This is a genomic window from Streptomyces sp. NBC_00443 (genome assembly GCF_036014175.1).
Lineage (GTDB): Bacteria > Actinomycetota > Actinomycetes > Streptomycetales > Streptomycetaceae > Streptomyces.
In genome coordinates this window covers 48,908-66,708 of the sequence record NZ_CP107917.1, presented here as the reverse complement: position 1 = coordinate 66,708, position 17,801 = coordinate 48,908, and the positions used below count along the sequence as shown (strand labels likewise).

The following is a 17,801-nucleotide window of genomic DNA, read 5'->3' as shown; positions in this document are numbered from 1 at the left end:
GGCCTGACGGCAGGAGTGGGAGCCCACTGCGGTGCGGCCCCGAAAGCACGGCTCGGCCTTCCGCGTCAGCCGAATTCGCCAGGACTGTTCCGGAGGAAAGCTGTGGGCGGCTTCGTTACGGATTGTGCTGGTTGGGAACACATCTCGCGTCTATTCTGCGCGGGCGTGAGGCCCGAGGCGTTGGCACTGGCTCAGGCCCCGCAGCAACAAGGGAAGGGATCGGCATGACGAAGGCGCGGGACATCATGACCGGTGGGGCCGAGTGCATCGGCGCGCAGGAGACGGTGCTGGACGCGGCCCGCAAGATGAACGATCTCGGGGTCGGCGCGCTGCCGATCTGTGGCACCGACAACAAGCTCAAGGGCATGCTGACCGATCGGGACATCGTGGTGAAGGTTCTCGGTGCGGGCAAGGACCCCGCCACTTGTCCGGCCGGCGACCTCGCCCAGGGGAGGCCGTGACCATCGGCGCGGACGACGATGTGGACGAGATCTTGCGCACGATGAAGGAGCACAAGGTACGGCGGCTGCCGGGTGATCGACGGGCACGACCTGGTCGGTATGGTCGCCCAGGCCGACGTCGCCCGCGCCCTGCCCGATCCTCGGGTCGGTGACCTCCTGGAGGCCCTGTCGACCGACTGAACCAGCCCGCGGCCACGGCGCCCTGCGAGACGGCAGAGCCCCCGGAGCCGGTCGAGCGACCACGGCGTGGCCGATATCAGGTGTTGAGCCTGATCATGGACAACGTGCTGCTTCTTTCGGAGCACGAGGTGGTGGGAGCCCTCTTGTGACTGGGTCTGCCTGGCCTTTGTGGTCGGGTGATCGGCGGGCGGGCCGGAGGCCGACCGCCGGGCGAACGTGGTGATCTTGGCGGTGTCATCCCTCAGGCACCCGCACGCACCGTGCGCAGCACGCCGCAAGCGGATGCCGCGGGGCTCCGTAGACGGCAGACGGGAACAGGACAGTGCCTGAGCAAGCCACCGCCACCATGACCGACGCGGCCAAGCAACGTATCTTCGCCATGCTCGACAGGGACGGCGACGGCGTCATCTCCCGCACGGAGTACCTCGCGCGGGTCGACCGCGCGGCGGCGGCCATGGGCCGCCCCGCCGACGACCCCGTGCTGCACGCGGCCCGCGCCGCGCACGAGGAGGTCTGGGCGGACATGGACGCCGACCACGACGGACGGGTCGTGTTCGAGGAGTACCGCACGTGGGCCGGGCACGACGCGTTCGAACGGTCCTGCCGGCCGGCCCTCGGCTCGCTCTTCGATGTCGCCGACCACGACGGTGACGGCCGGCTCACTCGCGAGGAGTTCACCCGGCTGCGGGTGGCGTCCAGGAACGCCCGGGTGGACGCCGACCAGGCCTTCGACGCCCTCGACACCGACGGCGACGGCCTCGTCGACCGCGACGACTACCTCGCCGGCATCCACGACTACGTCACCACCGGTTCCTCCCCCATGGCCGCCGCCTACCGAACCCTCCCCAACCCCGGGCGACCGACGTAATGCCGCTCCAGGGGTGACGAGACGGATCAGCTTGTTGGCTGACCTCTTAGGGTTCACCCACGCCGGTGTCCTTCGACAGCCAAGGCAGGAGCTCGGCTCCTGTTGACATGCGCCGCCTGGATGGAGGTCAGAGCGATCACGGCAGGGGATCCTTCGGTCTCGATCGTCCTGTCGTTCGACCGGCGGAGCCTTCCAGGCCAGCGACGGGCAGAAGGGCCATCCATCCAACTGGACGACGCGAGTCGGGAACCCGGAGGCGTTCAGAGATCCTTTTCTACCAGGGAGCGAAGTTCAGCAGTGAGAGCTTCGTCGCTGACGGCTTGGGTGATCTTTGACTGGTCGCCCAGCATGATTGACGGCGGGCAGTCATTCTCGGATCCGCTGAGAGTGAAGGACTTGATGAGACGACCAGTCCTAGCCTCGAATACCTCGAAATCATAGTCAGCCGGAAACACTTCCCTGCTCACGCCTTCATAGGGGCCACACTCCTCCCCGACGGCCGTCCTGCCTGTCAGCCGCGGCGAGGACATACAGACAGCCAGTTGCGCTCGCTTGAAGTCGGCCTCCACGGGTGCGAGTGCGAAAACCCGAGGCTCACTGCCGTACTTGTCCGGCATGGACGATGCCCAGGACGGCGGCAGGCGTGGCGGATACGGCGGCCCGTAGACCTCCCAATTATCGGGATCGTAGAGCGCAAAACCGATCACTCGATGTGGGGCCGGCCCGGCGTACGGCGGGCTCGCGGGATGGAGGGGTACGCCGCCTCGGCAGGCTTCTTCGGGGGTCGGCATCACCGGCTGCTTGCGTGCAGACCCTTTGGGATCTTGAGACTTTGCAGGTGAAGAGCTCGCGTTTGAGGGAATGCCACGTGGGTCGCCGGAGCAGGCAGTGAGCAGGGCCAGTGACAACAAGGCCGAGAGCGCCCGCCCGCGCAGAGTTCCCGCTTTGACGCCAGATGAGGACACCACCATGACCGGCAGCCTACCCGGGCTCAATGTGCGCCTTAAAGGCCGTCACAGAGCCTGCCCCGCAGGGGGCTTCCGGCTCCGGGGCCAGGGTGTGATGCCGAGGCGAGGCGGTCGGCCACGTGGTAGCCGCCGTGGTTCTTGCCGCTGTCGATGCGGAGCTGTTCGGTGATGCCCTCGAGGGCGTCGGCGGCGAAGGTGAGTTTCACGTGCGGGGCCCGCTGCCAGCTGTGAACGCACGAGCAGGAGCGTGGTGACACGGCGAAATGGGGCGACCGGACTCCAGGAGCCTGCTCCGCCGGTTCGGTGGCCCGTTGTCGAGGCGTGGGTGAGAGGGACGGTCACCAATAGTGGCGGCGGCCGGCGACCGCGTGGCCCATGGAGCCCATGATCCACAGGACCGCGCCGATGACCGTGAGGATGATTCCGATTGTCCACAGGATCGCTATGTCGGTGATGAAGCCGACAATCAGCAGGATGACGCCGATGAGGAGCATGGCAGCCTCCGGTGTGCAATGGTGCTGCTTTTACTGTGGACTGTAACGCTACGTATGTAAAGATGTCTCTTTTGCCATGGGGAGCGAGGGTTCGAAGTCTGCTTCGATATCTCCTGTACCGCAGGCCTTACTGGAATCAGGTTTCCCCTGCTTGATCTCTAAGGAGGTGGGTGGTCTGCCAGGCCAGAGTGTGTTCGATCTGGATGATGCTCAGTCCGCTCTCTTCAGTGAGTTGCTCCTCGCTTACGCCTGCTGGGTGAGCGCGCAATACCCGCGCGATCTTGGCCGCCCATAGTTCTTCTTTCACGAACCGGCTTGTAAAGGCGCAGCGCACCAAGTCGAGGTGTTCCTCGCAGCAGGCGATCAGCTGCCGCACGCCGTCCAGATCCGGCTCAGTCGGGTGTAGGGCGGACGCGTCGGCAACCAGACCGGCAACCTCCTGGCCCGCTGTGACAGGCAGCCCGCATTGTGCACACAGCACCGGCGGAATTTCCGACCAGCTCTCAGGAGAACACGTCATCCTTCCTGTCTAACGCCGCTCGTCATCGGCCGCACCTGCATTCAACCGACTGCCCGGCTGCGCACGCGCGAGCAGGCTCAACGCGCGGCGGACGTGGTGGACTGCAGTTCAATGCCTTTCCGAGCAGTAGTGACTAACTTGGTGGTTTGGTCGGCCCCGGTGCAGAGGAGGCCTGCCTCAGCGCCCCAATTCAGTCGATGGCTTTTTAGGATGGAGTGGACCACACCGATTTGACGGTGTGGTCCTGGCCGTCGGGTCCCGCCGACCCTACGTACCCCGTGGGTCCTGTGCGGTTCTCGTACTGTCGGGAGTGCAGCGCCACGCTCGAAGACGCCAGAGGCGTCTCGGCCTCGGCAGGCTCTCCAACTCTGGCGGATCGGTGTGACACACCGCCTGCGCTGGGTTTGGTCATGACTCGTGAACAACGCCAGCCTGCGCGGTGCGCGGGCGGGCGGGTTGGGTCAGGTGACCAGTAGACGGTTGAAGAACGAGCGGTAGTGGCGCAACGCTTGGCGCAGGTCCTCAGTGTTCGCTTGTTCGCCGCGGTTCCATTGTCCTTCCAGTTCCTGTTTGTGGTCGGCGAACGTGGTGGCCAGTTTTTGCATCACGTCGGCGACGAGCGCGTCGGCGGTGTGCACGGCGTCGCGGGGGTCGTCGACGAATTTCGCCTGCACGTGTTCCCAGCGTGTGCGGAAGCCTTCCTCGTCTTCCGGGGTGAGGAGCTGCGGGGCCCCGTCTTCGGCATCGCCGTTCTGGTCTTGGGCCTGGGACTGTGCAGTGGAGTCCGCCTCCGCCCTCTCGCCCCGGGTATCCGAGCCCGCTACCGCGGCCTCGTCCTCGGTGCTCTGGCTCGGCGTAGGTGTGCTCTCGCCGGGGAACAGGGGCGCGTTTTCGGGTGAAGTTGCCGGTGGACCGTCCGGTGCTCTTCTGTCGCGGGGGCGTGCGAGGTCGTCAGTGGACAGGCCGCTCGAAGCGGCGGTGTCGGGTGTGTCTTTGCGTTGCATTGTTCCTCCGCTTCCGGGTGACCTGACGGCTGCCCTGATCGGGCGCCGGCTGGTCGCTGAGCGGTTCAGGCCGGGGCGTGGCGGCGGGGTCCGCCGCCGTCGGACAGCAGCTCGTCGAACAGAGCCCGGTAGTGGACCATGGCGCCCCGCAGTTGTTCGGTGGTCGCCTCGTGCCGGGTGCTGAGCGCGTCGACATCGTGGGCCGCCCGGTAGTGCTCGAGTGTGCGGCTGTGCTGGACCGAGAGGTCTTCGAGCTGTTGCTCGAAGTCCTGCGTTGGGTAGCCGCGCTCGTGTCCCTCCCCTCGTAGCGTAGAGACCGTGACTGCAGGGGAAGTTGGGAGTCATGGCGGAGAAGCGACGGAAGTTCGATTCGGAGTTCCGTGAGGGGGCTGTACGGATCGTCACAGAGACCGGCAAGACGATCGCGGAGGCCGCCGAGGACCTGGGGATCAACGAGACCACACTGGCGAGCTGGGTCTCCCGCGCCGGTCGGGCAGGGACCGCACCGGCTGGCGGAAGTGACGAGCTGGAGCGGCTACGGAGGGAGAACGCCCAGCTCAAGCGGGACAACAAGGAACTGGTCATGGAGCGTGATGTCCTCAAACGCTGCATGGTCCTGTGGGTGAAGTAGCCGTGGCGGACCCGGCGTCCGTCGTCGGGGTGATCAGCGACTTCAGGACCGAGCACGGCATTTCGCACCGCGTCTCCTGCCGCGCTCTGGGCGTGAGCGAGTCGTGGTTCTACAAGCACCGCACCCGTCGGCCCACCCGGCGTGAGCTGCGCAGACAGCATCTGATCGAAGCGGTGAAGGAGGAGTTCGACACGTCCGGCGGCACCTACGGCTCGCCGAAGATCTGGATCAGGCTGGTGAGGCAGGGGTGGCGGGTCTCGGTGAACACCATCGCGAAGATCATGGCCGAGCTGGGCCTGGTCGCGCGGAAGGTGTGCAGACGGCGTGGGCTGACCCGGCCGGGCGGACGGCCGGCCGCCCCGGACTTCGTGCGCCGCGACTTCACTGCCGAGGCGCCCGACCTGGTCTGGTGCGGGGACATGACGGAGATCGAAACCGGCGAGGGCAAGCTGTACCTGGCCACGGTCATCGACCTCTTCTCCCGCCGCCTGCTCGGCTATGCGATGGGTGCCCGTCACGATGCCGAACTGGTCGTCGCCGCCCTGCACATGGCCGCGACGACCCGCGGTGGAGACGTGCGCGGCGTCATCTTTCACACGGACCGCGGGAGCGAGTACGGCTCACGGAGGTTCCGCCGGGCCTGCCGCCGACTGGGCGTCTTCCAGTCCATGGGCCGGATCGGCTCTTGTTTCGACAACGCCGTCAGCGAGGCGTTCAACAGCGTGCTGAAGGTCGAGTACGTCCACCGGCACACCTTCGCCACCCGCGCTGCGGCCCGGATCCGGATCGCGACCTGGATCACCGACTTCTACAACACCCGTCGGCTACACAGCGTGTGCCATTGGAAGAGCCCGATCGACTACGAACACGACTACTGGGCCAGCTTCACCGAGGAACTGGCTGCATAGGAAGGTCTCCACAGTTCGAGCGGATTGACACGCGAGACCCGGCATCGTGCGGGTACCCGGCCAGACGCCGTTCATCAGTGGTTTGCGGAGGGATCGAACGCGGGCCGAGAACGCCGAGCTTTCCGGTCGCCTGGCCGCGCTCGTACGTGGTGGAGGTCTCCGGCGTCCGTCTCGGAGCGTCTGGGGTGAATCCTCCAGAGTTGCGTGGATGATGGGGCATGGCGTGCGACGAGGAGCCTGGCTGGGCTGAGACCACCATCGCTGGGTTGCAAGTCCGTGGTGACCATGTCACCGGGATGCGTCTGGAAGGACCTTTCGTCCTCCAGAGGCGTCATTGCCCTTCCCCGGCCGGCTCCGGATGGCTACCTGTCAGCCCCGGCCTCACGCCGTCATAGCTGGCGGCCGGCGGCTATGCGGAAGGGATCGCCGACGTGGTCCTGTTGAGCATCGCGATGTATGAGTCTGTGGTCTTCCCACTCACCTCTGATGGGTGAGCGATGAGGAGCAGGAGGCCGTCGCACGGTCGCGTACCGGCTCTCCGCCTCTGACGGCCTGCCCCGTTCCGTTCGCGTGTCGGCAGCGGCTGCGTTGGAGGCTCTTGATGACGGAGCGGACGCCGAACGTGCCCGCGCTGCCGTGAAGGAACTGTCGCTCGCGGTACCTCTGAGCCTCGGGGCGCGTCCGGCCCGTCGGCGCAGCGCCGAGACGGGGTTTGGGTTCACTGCTGGCGAAGAAGCTTTTGGGCTTCCTCTGCTGCAGTAGAGTCCCGGCCGCTTGCCAGATTCTCCAGTGTGGGCTCGTCTCCCAACCGTGCGGCTGACAGTGCCACCACCCGGCGTGTGGCCGTGGTGGTCGCCGTATCGGCGAGGTGCCGTAGTGAGCTTGATCCGCTGTGACGGATATCCGAGATCAGGGGCCCTACCCCGGAAGGATGTCCATCATGGAGAGAATGGGGAAGAAGAAGCCACGCCCTCGCCGCTCGTTCACGCCGGAGTTCAAGGCCGAGATCGTCGAGCTGTGCCGACGCGGTGACCGTGCGTTCACGCGGAACCTATGGAGCCCCGCGCGTCCATGCCGTGCTCAGGCAGGAAGGTGCTGACTGCGGCCGGCGGCGGGTTGCCCGGCTGATGCGAGCGGCCGGTCTGGAGGGCCGGCACCGCAGACGACGGCACTTGACCACGATTCCTGATCCACGAGCCGCCCTCCGGCCCGACCTCGTGGTCCGCAACTTCGCTCCCGACGCCGCGGGAATCAATACCCGCTGCGGCGACATCACCTACGTCCCGACCGGCGAGGGCTGGCTCTATCTGGCCACGGTCATCGACATGGCTTCCCGCCGCGTGGTCGGCTGGGCCACCTGCGGACCGACCTGGTCGCCGACGCTCTGCGATCCGCCTGTCGGCAGCGTCGTCCTGCCCATTCTGTGATCTTCCACTCGGATCGCGGCTGCCAATACACCAGTCAGCAATTCACGGCTTTGGCCGATGAGTTGGGTGTCCGTCTGGCTGTCGGACGCACCGGGCAATGCTGGGACAACGCCTCGGCGAGTCCTTCTTTGCCACCATCAAACGCGAGTTGCTCGGCACCGCCGCCTGGCTCAATCGAGCCTCTGCCCGCACCGCGATCTTCGACTTCATCGAGGGCTGGTACAACTTGCACCGACTGCACAGCAGCCTCGGCTACCGCAGCCCCGCCGACTATGAGACCGTCCTCGCGGCCTGACCACCACACTGAGGGTGTCCGTCAAAACGGAACAAGCTCAGTCCGATTCTCGTCCCCCGCTCCATGACAAGTCTTACGTACGGTCACGTCGAGACCGGCAGCAACTTCCTGCTTCCTCTCGTCATCGGGGGGCGGTAGATCATCGCGGCCTTCTCGGAGTACTGACCGGCGTGGGCCATGGCACGACGGTGGGGGCCTCCGCGCAGGTGTGGGCGCGCGGGGTGATGCGGGTGAGCCTGACGACGGCGAACGATGCTGCCAGTAGGGCCAGCGCGGGACGGAACCACGCCAGCAGGGTGCGCTGGTTGGCCAGGGTGGTCCGGCTCCTGCCGCCGCGAACCGCCGTCCGGCGGTGTGCCGCCCTGGGGCGGTCCGTCCCGGGTGAGGGGCACACCGTGGAGGTCCTGACAGAAGCCGCCCCGTTGCTGACGAAGCCGGGTCCGAAGCTGGTCGAAGGCCGGCCTCGGATACCGGACCGGCATGCCTTGTGCGGGATCCTGGTCGTGCTGCACACCGGCATCCGGTGGGAGTACCTGCCCCAGGAACTGGGTTTTGGTTCCGGCATGACGTGCCGGCGTCGGCTGGCTGCGACGGCGGGTGGACGTTGCAGCGCGTCTTACGGATGTCTTACGCATGGCCGACGGGCGCCGAGCGCCACCGGGCGGCTGCCTAGTGTGAGCCGATGCGATCCCTTCGTACGTTGCGCGTGATGGTCCTGGTGACCGCCGCTCCACTGCTGTTGGCAGGCGCCGGCCTGATGCACCCGCGACATCTGACGGCGACGACGGCAGGCCACTGGGCCGGACTGCACATCGCCCTGCTGCCCGTCTTCCCGCTCCTCGTGCTCGGACTGGTGGTGCCCTTGTGGGGCCGGCCGCGCCGCGACGCGGAGGGAGCTTTGGTGGTGCTCTGCTGGGCCGGATGTCTCTGCTTCGCCGCGTACTACTCGGGTCTCGATGCGGTGGCGGGCATATCCGCCGGCGTCGTGGTGGATCACGGGGTGCACGGGGCGGCCGGTCGACTGTTCGTCACCGGCGATGAGTTGGGGCGATCCGGGGTGTACGGGCTGGCCGTGGCCTCGCTGGCCGCCTGTGCGGTGCTGTGGCGGCGGTGTGGTGTGCGGGTACTGCCGGGCGCCGCGATCCTGTTCGTCGCCTGCTGGTCGTTCGTCGACAGCCACATCTTCTGGCCGAGGGGTGTGCTCACGATGCTGGGCTTCGCCTTGGCGTTCGCCCTGCTGTCGGCGGCGGTACCCCGATCTGCCGAGGGCGAGCGGGATTCGGGACGGCCGACGAAGTCCTGACGTCCGCGTGCCCAGCGGCCCGTCGCGCCGGCGGGCCGCAGTGGACACGAACGTGCGCGGGTGGTCCGGCGTGCTGCTCGACGCGGTCGGCGGGCCGCAACACAGGCCCGGGTCGCAGGCAGAGCGGCTTCGGGGCGGGGGCCCACCGGGGATGATGGCCGGCGATCAGTTCACTCAGATCGCCAACGGGCTGTTCCGCGACTCGCCATTGTCCTTCAAGGCGAAGGGGACCTTCGGGTACGTCTCCACGCACCGGGACGGCTGGCGTCACTGTCGCTGAGCTGGCATGCCGCGGCCGCGAGGGCGTCGGCGCCACCTCCACGGGCCTCAAGCAACTGGAGCGACACGGGTTCCTCTACTGGATCCGTGACCGGAATTCTGACGGCAGGCTCGGGGCGGCCGTGTACTGCATCACCGATCTGCCCGCCCTGCAAAACCCCAGGTCGCGGCCAGAGCCACTGCCCCCTCCACCACCGGCGCCGCCCGCCGCCGATGAGATGCACCCCGGGATCCGGCTGCTGCTGTCGATCGGGGCGGTCCACCCTGAACTTTGCTTACAGGGCAGGCGCCGACCGATCAAGGCCGTGTCGTGACCGTGATGCTGGAAACCGGCTGGAGCGCGAGCAGCTGCGGCACGTCATCGCCGCCCGGCCCCGGCCGCATCCGGTGCGGACCACGGTCGACGCGATCGTCGCCGCCTGCCTGCGTGCCGCCCAGGCCCACCCGCCGCCCGTCGTCGCGGCCGCCCACCGCAACGAGCGCGTGCGGGGACGACTCGACACCGTTGTCGACCTCCAACTCAACCGGGTCTGGCCGCCTGTGACCGCCGTGAGCCTTCCTGCCCCGCGCCTGTGCCCCGGGTTCCGAGTCAATGCATGGCGCCCTCGGCGACCCGTATGTCCGTGGTGGTGCGCGCCGCGGCCAGGAGGAGCGCGCGCAGGCCGCCGGCCATCGTTGATACGGGCAGGGAGGGCTCGGCCCGGTCGAGGACCTGCTCCGGTGCCCACGGGACATGCACGAAGCCGCCGCGGACCGAGGGAAAGCGGGTGGCTATGAGGTGGGCAAGCCCGTAGGCGACGTGGTTGCACACGAACGTCCCGGCGGTGTTGGACACGGCGGCGGGCACCCCCACCTCGCGCACCGCCGCGACGCACGCCTTGAGCGGAAGGGACGTGAAGTACGCCGTGGGCCCGCCCTCGATTACGGGCTCGTCGATGGGCTGCGCCCCGGCGTTGTCGGGGATGCGGGCGTCCGCGACGTTGACGGCGACACGTTCCACGGTGAGTCCGGTACGTCCGCCGGCCTGGCCCACGCAGACCACGAGCTCCGGCTCGGTCCGCTCGATCGCCTCGCGCAGCCGGACGATGCCGTCTCGGAAAACACACGGCAGCTCCACGGCGGCCACGTCGACGCCCTCCGGTGGTGTTTCCGCCACCAGCTTGACGGCTTGCCACGAGGGGTTGACCTGCTGACCGCCGAACGGGGGGAAGCCGGTGAGGAGTACGCGGGTCATGGGGGCGGTCCTTCCAGGGGGACGTGGGTCGACAGAGCGAGCAGGGGAGTCGAGAGAGAAAGTTGGAGAAGGGAACGGGGCTGCCGCGACCCATGGGTGTGGCAATCCCGTCAGAAGGCGAACAGCGCCATGATCACGATGTTGCAGCCGAGCAGCACCCCGGCCGTCGGTAGCTGCGCCTTGATCACCCCGTGCTGGTCCTTCAGTTCGAGGAGCGCTGCGGGAACGACGTTGAAGTTGGCCGCCATCGGCGTGCAGAGCGTGCCGCAGAACCCGGCGAGCATGCCGATCGCGAGGACGGCGGCGGCGTCCCCGTTCATCTGCTCGACGAGTACGGGCCAGCCGACGGCCGCGGTCATCACCGGGAAGGCCGCGAAGGCGTTGCCCATGACGATCGTGAAGAGGGCCATGCCGAGGCAGTAGGCGACGACGGCGACGAGCCGCTGGCCCTCCGGGAGAATCGCGTTCGTGATCCGGCCGACCTGGTCGCCGACACCGGCCGCCGCGAAGACCGAGCCGAGCACGGCGAGAAGCTGGGGCAGCAGCAGGGCGGCTCCCATGGTCTCCATGAGGGAGCGTCCGTCGTTCAGGGGCACCGAGAGCTTCTTCTCGCCGGTGACGAACATGGCCACGACGAGTGCGGCGACGCAGCCGAGTACGAGACCGATCAGCGTCTCGGACTTGGGCTCCAGCAGCGGTGTGCCACCGATGGTGAAACCCTTGAGTACGGTCGCGCAGGCGATCGCGACAGCCGGGATGACGAGAGCGGGCAGAAAGAGTCTCTTGCCGAGGGACGCGGCGGACGCTGTCCGGTCCTCGGGCGTGGTGGTCCGCGGCACGCCGCCGGCCAGCAGGTTGAACCCGGCGAGGCCGATCATGGCGAGGACCGCGGCGCCGAGCGGCTCTGCGGGCAGGCTCTCGGCGGCGACCCCGGTCCCGTACCAGAAGGACACCCCGAGCAGGCCCCAAAAGGCGGCTGACGTCAGGCGCTTGGGGTTGGACCGGTCGACCGCCATCTGACCGGCGTTGATGACGGTGATGAGGCCGAGGAGCCAGAAGAACCACTCGATCTTGATCACTTGGTCTCCTCCTTGGCCTTGGCGGGAACCGGCTCGGGCGCCGAGTCGATGGCCGCCATGTCGCGTTCCAGCTGCTTGTCGAGGCGCATCAGCCGGTAGCCGTGGACGGCGAACGCGAGGACGGCGGTGGGGATTGCCCACAGAGCGAGGTCGACAGGCTCCAGGTGCACGTCGTAGGTGGTGTTCACAAAGGCGGTGATCAGGAGGATCGAGCCGATGGCGATGAAGCAGTCCTCGCCGAAGAACAGGCCGACGTTGTCGGTGCCCGCCGAGTGTGAGCGCACCTTCTCGCGGACCTTGTCGGGCAGCGAGCGGCCGGACCTGCGCTCGGCCGCGGCCTCGGCCATCGGTGCGATGAGCGGCCGGACGGCGGGGGCGTGGCCGCCGACGGCGGTGAGCCCGACGGCAGCGGTCAGTTGGCGGATCAGCAAGTAGGCGGTGAGGAAGCGGCCCGGGGTGAGCCCCTTCAGCCTGCCGATGAGACTGCGGGCCTGCTCACGCAGCCCGTACCGCTCCAGCAGACCGATGACAGGGAGGATCGCCGCGAACATCGTCACCGAGCGGCTGTCGGCGAAGCTCTTGCCGAAGGTGGCGAGCACCTCCAGTGGATTCATCTTGGCGAGGAGACCGGTGACCACACCGGCGACGCCCACCACGAGAACGGGGTTGCGGCGTGTGACGAATCCGAGGATCACCACGAGCACGCCGAGGAGAACGATCATGCGTTTCGGCCTTCTTCCGCGCGAGTGAGCCCGAGTGGGCCACTGGGACGGGCGGGGGTGGCCCGGACACTAGGGGATTGTTCAACGATCCGACAAGAGGATCGTGTGAACGTTTGGAGCCCATGTGCCCCTCGGGTGCGGCGGCAAAGTTGTTGGATGGGTTGCTGGACCGGCTCACCGCCATGGCGGGCGGGACGGCGGGCTGAGCGTCATCGACAGGACCTGCCGTCGGCGGCTTCCTGTTCTCATCTTCCTCAACGCCGCTTCCAGCACGCCGACCGCCGTCTACCGGCTGGGGGTCTTTCCGACCTCGCTGCGCACCACAGAAGTCGGCTTCGCCACCGCGATGAGCCCGGTCGGCGCGGCCGTTGGCCTTTCCCTGCCGGCGATGGGGCTGGACCGGTTCGGGGTGGAGTTCGTGCTCCTCGTCGGCGCGGGGTGCTCGCCCTCGGTGGTCTGGTCTCGCAGTTCCTCGCTACGGAGACCACAGACTTGGACCTCGCCAGGGCTGCGCGCAAGGCTCGCGGCCCGTTGAACGACACCGATAGGGCATGACGTGCTTTCGACGCCGGGTTGACCGAGTCGGCGTCCGGATCGGGTTCCTCCACGATGTCGAATCGGCCGTGGTCGACCAGCAGGTCATGCGCCGCATGCCCGGTGCCATCGACCAGAAACTCGCGTCGTTGCCCCGGCTTCGGGCGGTGCGCCCTGGACCTTGACCACCTCGCCACGTACGGCGTGCCCACCGACATGACGCCGAAGGAGAATCTCAATGACGAAGTCAAGCCGCCTCCGTGACCGGCGGAGCGGAGGTGAACAGCCTCTTGTCACGCAGCGTCGCCCAGAGAACGTCGGCCCTGCGGCGGGCGAGCGAGAGCAGGGCCTGGGTGTGCAGCAGTCCCTCGGCGCGCTGCTTGAGGTAGTAGTCCCGGGAGGGGCCGGGGCGCATCATCGCGGACTGCGCAGACATGTAGAACAGCCAGCGCAGGCGTCGGTTCTGGCGTTTGGGCCGGTGGTGGTTGCCGGTGCGGCGGCCGGAGTCGCGGGGGCACCGGGGCGAGGCCGGCGTGCGAGGCGAGGCGGCCGGCGTCGCGGTAGCAGGACAGGTCCCCGACGATGGCGACGAACTCGGCCCAGAGGATCGGGCCCATGCCGGGCATGGACTCGATGATCTCGGCGCGTTCATCGTGCGGAAAGTCTCCTGGATCTCCCGGTCGTTGCCCTTGATCCGCTCGTCCAGAGCCAGGAGCTGGTGGGCAAGGTCGCGCACCAGCTTCGCGGCCCGGTCCTGGCCGGGCAGAGCGGTCGTCTGGGACTGGGCGGCCTCGACGGCCTTGGCCGCGACGGTGCCGACGCCGCGGACCTTGCGGCGCTCCAGCCAGGTCGTCAGCCGTTTGACGCCGATCCGGCGCAGGGCGGCCGGGGTCTGGTACTCGGTCAGCATGACGACCGGGCCCTTAGCGGCGGAGTAGTCGAAGGCCCGTTCCAGCGGGGGGGGGGTGCCTCTATGTCTTTCGTCAAGCGAGGTGTGGGGTTCTGGGTTCGTAGAAGGTGCCGTCGCGGAGCATCGCGAAGAGTACGTTGATGCGTTGTCGGGCGAGGTGGAGGAGGGCCTGGGTGTGGGTCTTTCCTCTGGCCCGGCAGCGGTGGTAGTAGGTGCGGGAGGCGGGGTCGTGCAGGGCGGCGAACGGGACAGGAACATTGCGCGTTTGAGCTGCCGGTTGCCGCCTCTGGGTGCGTGTTCGCCGTGGATCGAGGTTCCCGACGATTTCGTGGTCGGGGCGAGGCCGGTGTAGGAGGCGAGGTGGGCGGCGGTGGGGAAGCTGGTGCCGTCGCCGACGGTGACCAGCAAGGTGGTGGCGGTCCTGACTGCGACTCCCGGAATCGAGGTCAGGACCGGGGGGAAGAGGGTGAGCCTCCAGCAGCTGTCCGATCTGCGTTTCCAGGGCTCGTCGCTGTTCGTGGACGGCAGCGAGCGAGCGGGCCAGAGATGGGATCACGATGTCGAGAGTGCCGGTGCCGGGGACCACGACGGTCTGCTCGTCGAGCGCGTCGAAGACCTCGTCGATCAGCCGGGCGGCCATACGCGGGGCCTTGGGCCGGATCACCTCAACGAGCCTGCGTCGACCGGCCTTTCGCAGCGGGGCTGGGGAACCGTAGCGTTCCAGCAGCCAGGTCACGGCGTGGTGGTCCGGACGGGGGGCGGAGGACGCGTTCCAGGCTGGGGTGGAACTGGGTCAGCAGGCCGCGTGTCCGGTTGGAGGTGCGGGTCGCCTCGGCCGGGAGGTCCTGATCGAAGCCCACTAGGACGGTCAGTTCGGCGGTGATGTCAGTTCCAACGAGCGCAGGGTGTGCGGCATGGTCCGTGCGGCGTCCGCGATCACTGCGGCGTCCTTCGCGTCGGTCTTCGCCTCGCCGGGGTAGAGGTCGGCGATCTGCCGCATCGCGAGTCCGGGCAGGTAGGCGACGTTGCAGCCGGCGTCCCGGGCGACCGTCAGGGGCAGGGCTCCGATCGAGGCTGGTTGGTCCACGATGACCAGGACGGTGCCGGACTTCGCGGCCGGCTTGTCGAAGACGGCCCGCAGTTTCGGCTCGCTGTTGGGCAGTTGCTTGTCGAAGACCTTCTTGCCGGCCGGCGTGAGCCCGTGCCCGTGGTGGGTGCTCTTGCCGACGTCCAGGCCGAGGAAGACGCCCACGTCGTCGATGTCGTCCAAACCGTCCTCCCGAACGGGGTTTGTGCAGTGCTGGCCAGGGCGTTGGCGTCGTGTGCGCGCATCCACGATATGCAGACCTGCCGCCCGCAAGCGGTCGCCCATTGCGCCAGGCCAGGCGGTAGTCGGACCTCTCATCAGCGTCTCCAAGGGCGCCTCTCGGGCCCGGTGGCACCACCCCCCAGGTCATCCGTTCCAATGCCGTTGCTTTAGTGGTCGTGCCACCGGTTGTTCAAGGCCACGGCGACCGGTGGACGTCGGCTGCTGGAGGGTTCGCCAGGGGCTTTGCTTGCGTAGCCGGTGATGCAGGAGCGGATCTTGCGAGGGCAGTCACGGGATCGGCGGCGGGGTAGCAGGCTGCAGCCGATTTCAGAGAGTCCGAGGCGTCGGTCCCGCTTGCGAGCCGAGGGGGGAAAAGCCGCTCGGTGAGATTACCGAGCGGCGGACGACGTGCAGGGCCCGTGTGAACGAGGTCCGCTCGGCGATGCTGCGGTGCAGGCGGGCGGCCTCGTCCAGCAGATCCCGGGTGGCATGGTGCACGATCAAGTGCGCGTAGATCTCCTGCCGCACGCGGCCACCGCGACCACTCTGGCCTGCGGATAGCCCATGGGACTGCGCTGGGATCCGGACTTGCCGAAGGCGTCGTTGTTGCCCGCAGAGTCGGGCACGGCCAGCAGTATCCCGTCCAGGGCCAGCACCCGCAGCCCTCGGAACAGCTCGCCGTCCGCGCCGAGCGGCCGGGCCACGGACCGGAACAGTTCCCGCATCACCGGCCAGCCGAGCCGCTGCCGGGCCCTGGTCAGAGACGACTTGTTCACCCCGGACCAGGACCGCAATCCCTTGTCGCCGGTCTTCACCAGCCGGAGGACCTCCAGGTAGTCGGCCTGCGGGAACAAGCACATCGCCGGCACGAAGTACACCGTGAACCGGGCGGACAACAGACGCCGACGCTTCTCCGAGCGACCCGCCTCGCCCACCACCCGGTCCACCAGGTCAGGCGGACACGACCGGGTCAGGACCCCCAACCCCAGTCGCTCCAGCCGCGATATCAACACACCGCTTCAACCGCCCGGACCCCGCAAAAGCAACGGCATTGTCATCCGTTCGACAGGGGGGAACAGTCATGCCGGGCCCGGAGGCCAGCGATCCTCTTGCAGGACCGCGGGAAACATAACGGGGGAAGGTGTTCGGAGAGGAGCTTCATGCGGCCGCCTCTCGTCCTGCCGGCTGTCCTGGGTTCGTCTGGTTTCGTGCAGCACGGGTCCGCCGGCGGCTGTGTCCATGCTCGTCAGGATGGTTGGCATCCGGGAGATCAGGGCGGGCAGGAGCCGCGTGGTGGCTGTGATGTCGGCCCGGTGCGCAGTGAGCAGCTTGAGGGCCGGCGCTGCGAGGGCTGCTGCGGAGGTCGTCATGCGGGTGGGCAGGTCCGGTGAGGGTGTCGGGTGAGGGTGGTTGTTCGGGCGCCGGGCCTTCGTTGCGTGCCGGGGGTGCAGCGGGCGTGCGCTCACGGTGGATGGATGGGGGCCGGTAGGGCAGGACGGTGGTGCCGGGTCTCCTTGCTGTGGCTGGGGGGGGGCGGACCGGCTGGGTTGCGGTCTTTGTGTCGCGGCTTCGGCAAGTCTGTCCGTGGTGGGTGTGTGTGCCCGCTACAGTTCCTGCTGTGAGGCGCTGATCAGGGCAGATCCCGATGCCGGAAGATGCGTCCTAGTCGGCGTGCGGAGCGTTGTCAATGCCCGACACGCGCGCAGAAGTGTGACGGGGAGTCAGTCAGATCCCTCGTATGGCCCATGTGTGTGGCCAAGTCACTTCTGCCTCCGCTTTTTGACGAGCCGTCACATGTACGGTTCCGGATTCTTGAACGCCCGATCGGCCCCTTCCTGGCGTCCCCCGCAGATTTCTGAAGTGGCGACAGAATTCGGCGTGAGTAGGTTCATTCGTAGGCGGCCTGGTCGGCTGGCATCCCTGAGAGATGGAGAAACGAATGCCTGCGAGAGGGAGAAGCGGAATGCGTACGCGTACCGTGGTCGGGATCGCATTGTCGGTGGGCGTCACCGTTGTCGCTGCAACCACCGTGAACTATGCGTCGGCTTCAAATTCGGTTCCGGAGTCCGCCGCGTCGGTGCAGGAGGCTGCTGCCTTGCCTCAGGGAGGGGACGTGGGCGGGAACGGGCAGACGGGCGGGGACGGGCAGACGGGCGGGGACGGGCGGTCGAATCACGGCGACTGGAGGGACGATGACGACCGCGAACGGGTTTATGTCAACGAGCGGACGTATTCGGTCAAGGGGGGCGAGTGCATCGCCGTAATCAGTAGTCCGGCGACCAGCTTCAACGTCCGGAATGAAACCGACAAGAGGATAGAATTCTTCACCGGAATCACGTGCGACAACGGTGCTGCAATTGCGACCATCGGGCGCGGAGACTCCAGCAGCGCCATCCCCGGAACGGTTGTTTTCGACGGGAGCGTGGTGCCGTTCGCCCTCGTCGGCAGCTTCCGGGCAGTCGACAGGAAGCACCACTGACCCCGACGCCGGCCCAGGGACAGCGGCAACCCGGCCCGTGTGGCATGTGGACCCCGGCCCACCGCCGCAGGGCCTGCCCCTGACCGCCGAACCGTGAGACGGCAGCAGACGCCGCCACCCCTGCCCCTTGCCCCGGCCGTCCCCCTCAACGGGTAGAGAGGGGGACGGCCGGCCTCCTGCCCCGAGGCGATCCGGG

Annotated in this window: 18 protein-coding genes and 6 pseudogenes; 10 read left to right on the top strand and 14 right to left on the bottom strand. The window is 67.8% G+C overall.

What is annotated here, in order from left to right:
• Positions 1–224: 224 nt before the first annotated feature.
• Both OHO27_RS00295 and OHO27_RS00290 read left to right on the top strand, forming a co-directional pair.
• Positions 225–641 (top strand): annotated as a pseudogene (locus OHO27_RS00295) (CBS domain-containing protein).
• A gap of 322 nt (positions 642–963) precedes the next feature.
• Positions 964–1,509, top strand: coding sequence for an EF-hand domain-containing protein (locus OHO27_RS00290; RefSeq protein WP_328419173.1), 546 nt, complete (start codon positions 964–966; stop codon positions 1,507–1,509).
• A 260-nt stretch (positions 1,510–1,769) separates the two neighbouring features.
• Here OHO27_RS00290 and OHO27_RS00285 read toward each other — a convergent pair whose 3' ends face one another.
• The 6 genes and pseudogenes from OHO27_RS00285 to OHO27_RS00260 form a co-directional block, all read right to left on the bottom strand.
• Positions 1,770–2,078, bottom strand: coding sequence for a hypothetical protein (locus tag OHO27_RS00285; protein ID WP_328419171.1), 309 nt, complete (start codon positions 2,076–2,078; stop codon positions 1,770–1,772).
• Between the two features lie 434 nt (positions 2,079–2,512).
• Entirely contained in the window at positions 2,513–2,683 is a 171-nt protein-coding gene (locus OHO27_RS00280) for a hypothetical protein (protein ID WP_328419169.1), read from the bottom strand.
• A gap of 132 nt (positions 2,684–2,815) precedes the next feature.
• Positions 2,816–2,971 carry a DUF6131 family protein gene (locus OHO27_RS00275; RefSeq protein WP_328419167.1) on the bottom strand — a complete coding sequence of 52 codons (156 nt, stop codon included), beginning with the start codon at positions 2,969–2,971 and terminating at the stop codon, positions 2,816–2,818.
• A gap of 136 nt (positions 2,972–3,107) precedes the next feature.
• Complete coding sequence (locus OHO27_RS00270; RefSeq protein WP_328419165.1) at positions 3,108–3,347, bottom strand: hypothetical protein; 240 nt, start codon at positions 3,345–3,347, stop codon at positions 3,108–3,110.
• Between the two features lie 605 nt (positions 3,348–3,952).
• Positions 3,953–4,495, bottom strand: coding sequence for a hypothetical protein (locus OHO27_RS00265; RefSeq protein WP_328419163.1), 543 nt, complete (start codon positions 4,493–4,495; stop codon positions 3,953–3,955).
• A gap of 65 nt (positions 4,496–4,560) precedes the next feature.
• Positions 4,561–4,788: pseudogene (locus tag OHO27_RS00260) on the bottom strand (hypothetical protein); the annotation flags it as partial.
• 50 nt (positions 4,789–4,838) lie between these two features.
• Between OHO27_RS00260 and OHO27_RS00255 the strand changes: the two are divergent.
• The 5 genes and pseudogenes from OHO27_RS00255 (at position 4,839) to OHO27_RS00240 (ending at position 7,756) form a co-directional block, all read left to right on the top strand.
• On the top strand, positions 4,839–5,126 hold the full coding sequence (locus OHO27_RS00255; RefSeq protein WP_328419161.1) for a transposase: 288 nt from the start codon (positions 4,839–4,841) through the stop codon (positions 5,124–5,126).
• Positions 5,127–5,128: 2 nt separating this feature from the next.
• Positions 5,129–6,034, top strand: a complete 906-nt coding sequence (locus OHO27_RS00250) for an IS3 family transposase (protein ID WP_328419159.1) — start codon at positions 5,129–5,131, stop codon at positions 6,032–6,034.
• A 1,028-nt stretch (positions 6,035–7,062) separates the two neighbouring features.
• Entirely contained in the window at positions 7,063–7,461 is a 399-nt protein-coding gene (locus tag OHO27_RS43015) for an IS3 family transposase (RefSeq protein WP_443059495.1), read from the top strand.
• Positions 7,455–7,502: pseudogene (locus tag OHO27_RS43010) on the top strand (hypothetical protein); the annotation flags it as partial. The gene OHO27_RS43015 and the pseudogene OHO27_RS43010, both read left to right, overlap by 7 nt.
• Before the next feature lie 56 nt (positions 7,503–7,558).
• Positions 7,559–7,756: an IS3 family transposase gene (locus tag OHO27_RS00240; protein ID WP_328419155.1), complete on the top strand. Its 198-nt coding sequence runs from the start codon at positions 7,559–7,561 to the stop codon at positions 7,754–7,756.
• A 139-nt stretch (positions 7,757–7,895) separates the two neighbouring features.
• Here OHO27_RS00240 and OHO27_RS43005 read toward each other — a convergent pair whose 3' ends face one another.
• Positions 7,896–8,150, bottom strand: a complete 255-nt coding sequence (locus tag OHO27_RS43005) for a DUF202 domain-containing protein (protein ID WP_443059494.1) — start codon at positions 8,148–8,150, stop codon at positions 7,896–7,898.
• Position 8,151: 1 nt separating this feature from the next.
• Between OHO27_RS43005 and OHO27_RS00235 the strand changes: the two are divergent.
• Together OHO27_RS00235 and OHO27_RS00230 are read left to right on the top strand one after the other, a co-directional pair.
• Positions 8,152–8,340 (top strand): annotated as a pseudogene (locus OHO27_RS00235) (transposase); the annotation flags it as partial.
• A 98-nt stretch (positions 8,341–8,438) separates the two neighbouring features.
• Positions 8,439–9,059, top strand: coding sequence for a hypothetical protein (locus OHO27_RS00230; RefSeq protein WP_328419153.1), 621 nt, complete (start codon positions 8,439–8,441; stop codon positions 9,057–9,059).
• A 576-nt stretch (positions 9,060–9,635) separates the two neighbouring features.
• On the opposite strand, the gene OHO27_RS00225 is transcribed toward OHO27_RS00230, so the two are convergent.
• The 7 genes and pseudogenes from OHO27_RS00225 to OHO27_RS00195 form a co-directional block, all read right to left on the bottom strand.
• Complete coding sequence (locus OHO27_RS00225) at positions 9,636–9,857, bottom strand: hypothetical protein (RefSeq protein WP_328419151.1); 222 nt, start codon at positions 9,855–9,857, stop codon at positions 9,636–9,638.
• 70 nt (positions 9,858–9,927) lie between these two features.
• Positions 9,928–10,572 (bottom strand): pyroglutamyl-peptidase I, encoded by a 645-nt coding sequence (gene pcp, locus OHO27_RS00220; protein WP_328419149.1) that lies wholly within the window; start codon positions 10,570–10,572, stop codon positions 9,928–9,930.
• A 110-nt stretch (positions 10,573–10,682) separates the two neighbouring features.
• Positions 10,683–11,651, bottom strand: a complete 969-nt coding sequence (locus tag OHO27_RS00215; RefSeq protein WP_328419147.1) for a DUF979 domain-containing protein — start codon at positions 11,649–11,651, stop codon at positions 10,683–10,685.
• The gene (locus tag OHO27_RS00210; protein ID WP_328419145.1) at positions 11,648–12,373 is read right to left on the bottom strand and encodes a DUF969 domain-containing protein; all 726 of its coding nucleotides are present in this window, start codon (positions 12,371–12,373) and stop codon (positions 11,648–11,650) included. Before OHO27_RS00210 ends, OHO27_RS00215 begins: the two co-directional genes overlap by 4 nt.
• 781 nt (positions 12,374–13,154) lie before the next feature.
• A pseudogene (locus OHO27_RS00205) lies at positions 13,155–13,877 on the bottom strand (transposase); the annotation flags it as partial.
• A gap of 13 nt (positions 13,878–13,890) precedes the next feature.
• Positions 13,891–15,087, bottom strand: a pseudogene (locus OHO27_RS00200) (IS110 family transposase).
• A gap of 539 nt (positions 15,088–15,626) precedes the next feature.
• Positions 15,627–16,061 carry a transposase domain-containing protein gene (locus OHO27_RS00195; RefSeq protein ID WP_328419143.1) on the bottom strand — a complete coding sequence of 145 codons (435 nt, stop codon included), beginning with the start codon at positions 16,059–16,061 and terminating at the stop codon, positions 15,627–15,629.
• Positions 16,062–17,089: 1,028 nt separating this feature from the next.
• On the opposite strand from OHO27_RS00195, the gene OHO27_RS00190 reads away from it, so the two are divergent.
• Positions 17,090–17,605, top strand: coding sequence for a hypothetical protein (locus OHO27_RS00190; protein WP_328419141.1), 516 nt, complete (start codon positions 17,090–17,092; stop codon positions 17,603–17,605).
• Positions 17,606–17,801 lie beyond the last annotated feature (196 nt).

Coding starts and splice junctions, on each gene's coding strand:
- OHO27_RS00275 (WP_328419167.1), bottom strand. CDS start 2,971: ATGCTCCTCATCGGCGTCATCCTGCTGATTGTCGGCTTCATCACCGAC.
- OHO27_RS00265 (WP_328419163.1), bottom strand. CDS start 4,495: ATGCAACGCAAAGACACACCCGACACCGCCGCTTCGAGCGGCCTGTCC.
- OHO27_RS00255 (WP_328419161.1), top strand. CDS start 4,839: ATGGCGGAGAAGCGACGGAAGTTCGATTCGGAGTTCCGTGAGGGGGCT.
- OHO27_RS00240 (WP_328419155.1), top strand. CDS start 7,559: ATGCTGGGACAACGCCTCGGCGAGTCCTTCTTTGCCACCATCAAACGC.
- OHO27_RS00230 (WP_328419153.1), top strand. CDS start 8,439: ATGCGATCCCTTCGTACGTTGCGCGTGATGGTCCTGGTGACCGCCGCT.
- pcp (WP_328419149.1), bottom strand. CDS start 10,572: ATGACCCGCGTACTCCTCACCGGCTTCCCCCCGTTCGGCGGTCAGCAG.
- OHO27_RS00210 (WP_328419145.1), bottom strand. CDS start 12,373: ATGATCGTTCTCCTCGGCGTGCTCGTGGTGATCCTCGGATTCGTCACA.
- OHO27_RS00190 (WP_328419141.1), top strand. CDS start 17,090: ATGCGTACGCGTACCGTGGTCGGGATCGCATTGTCGGTGGGCGTCACC.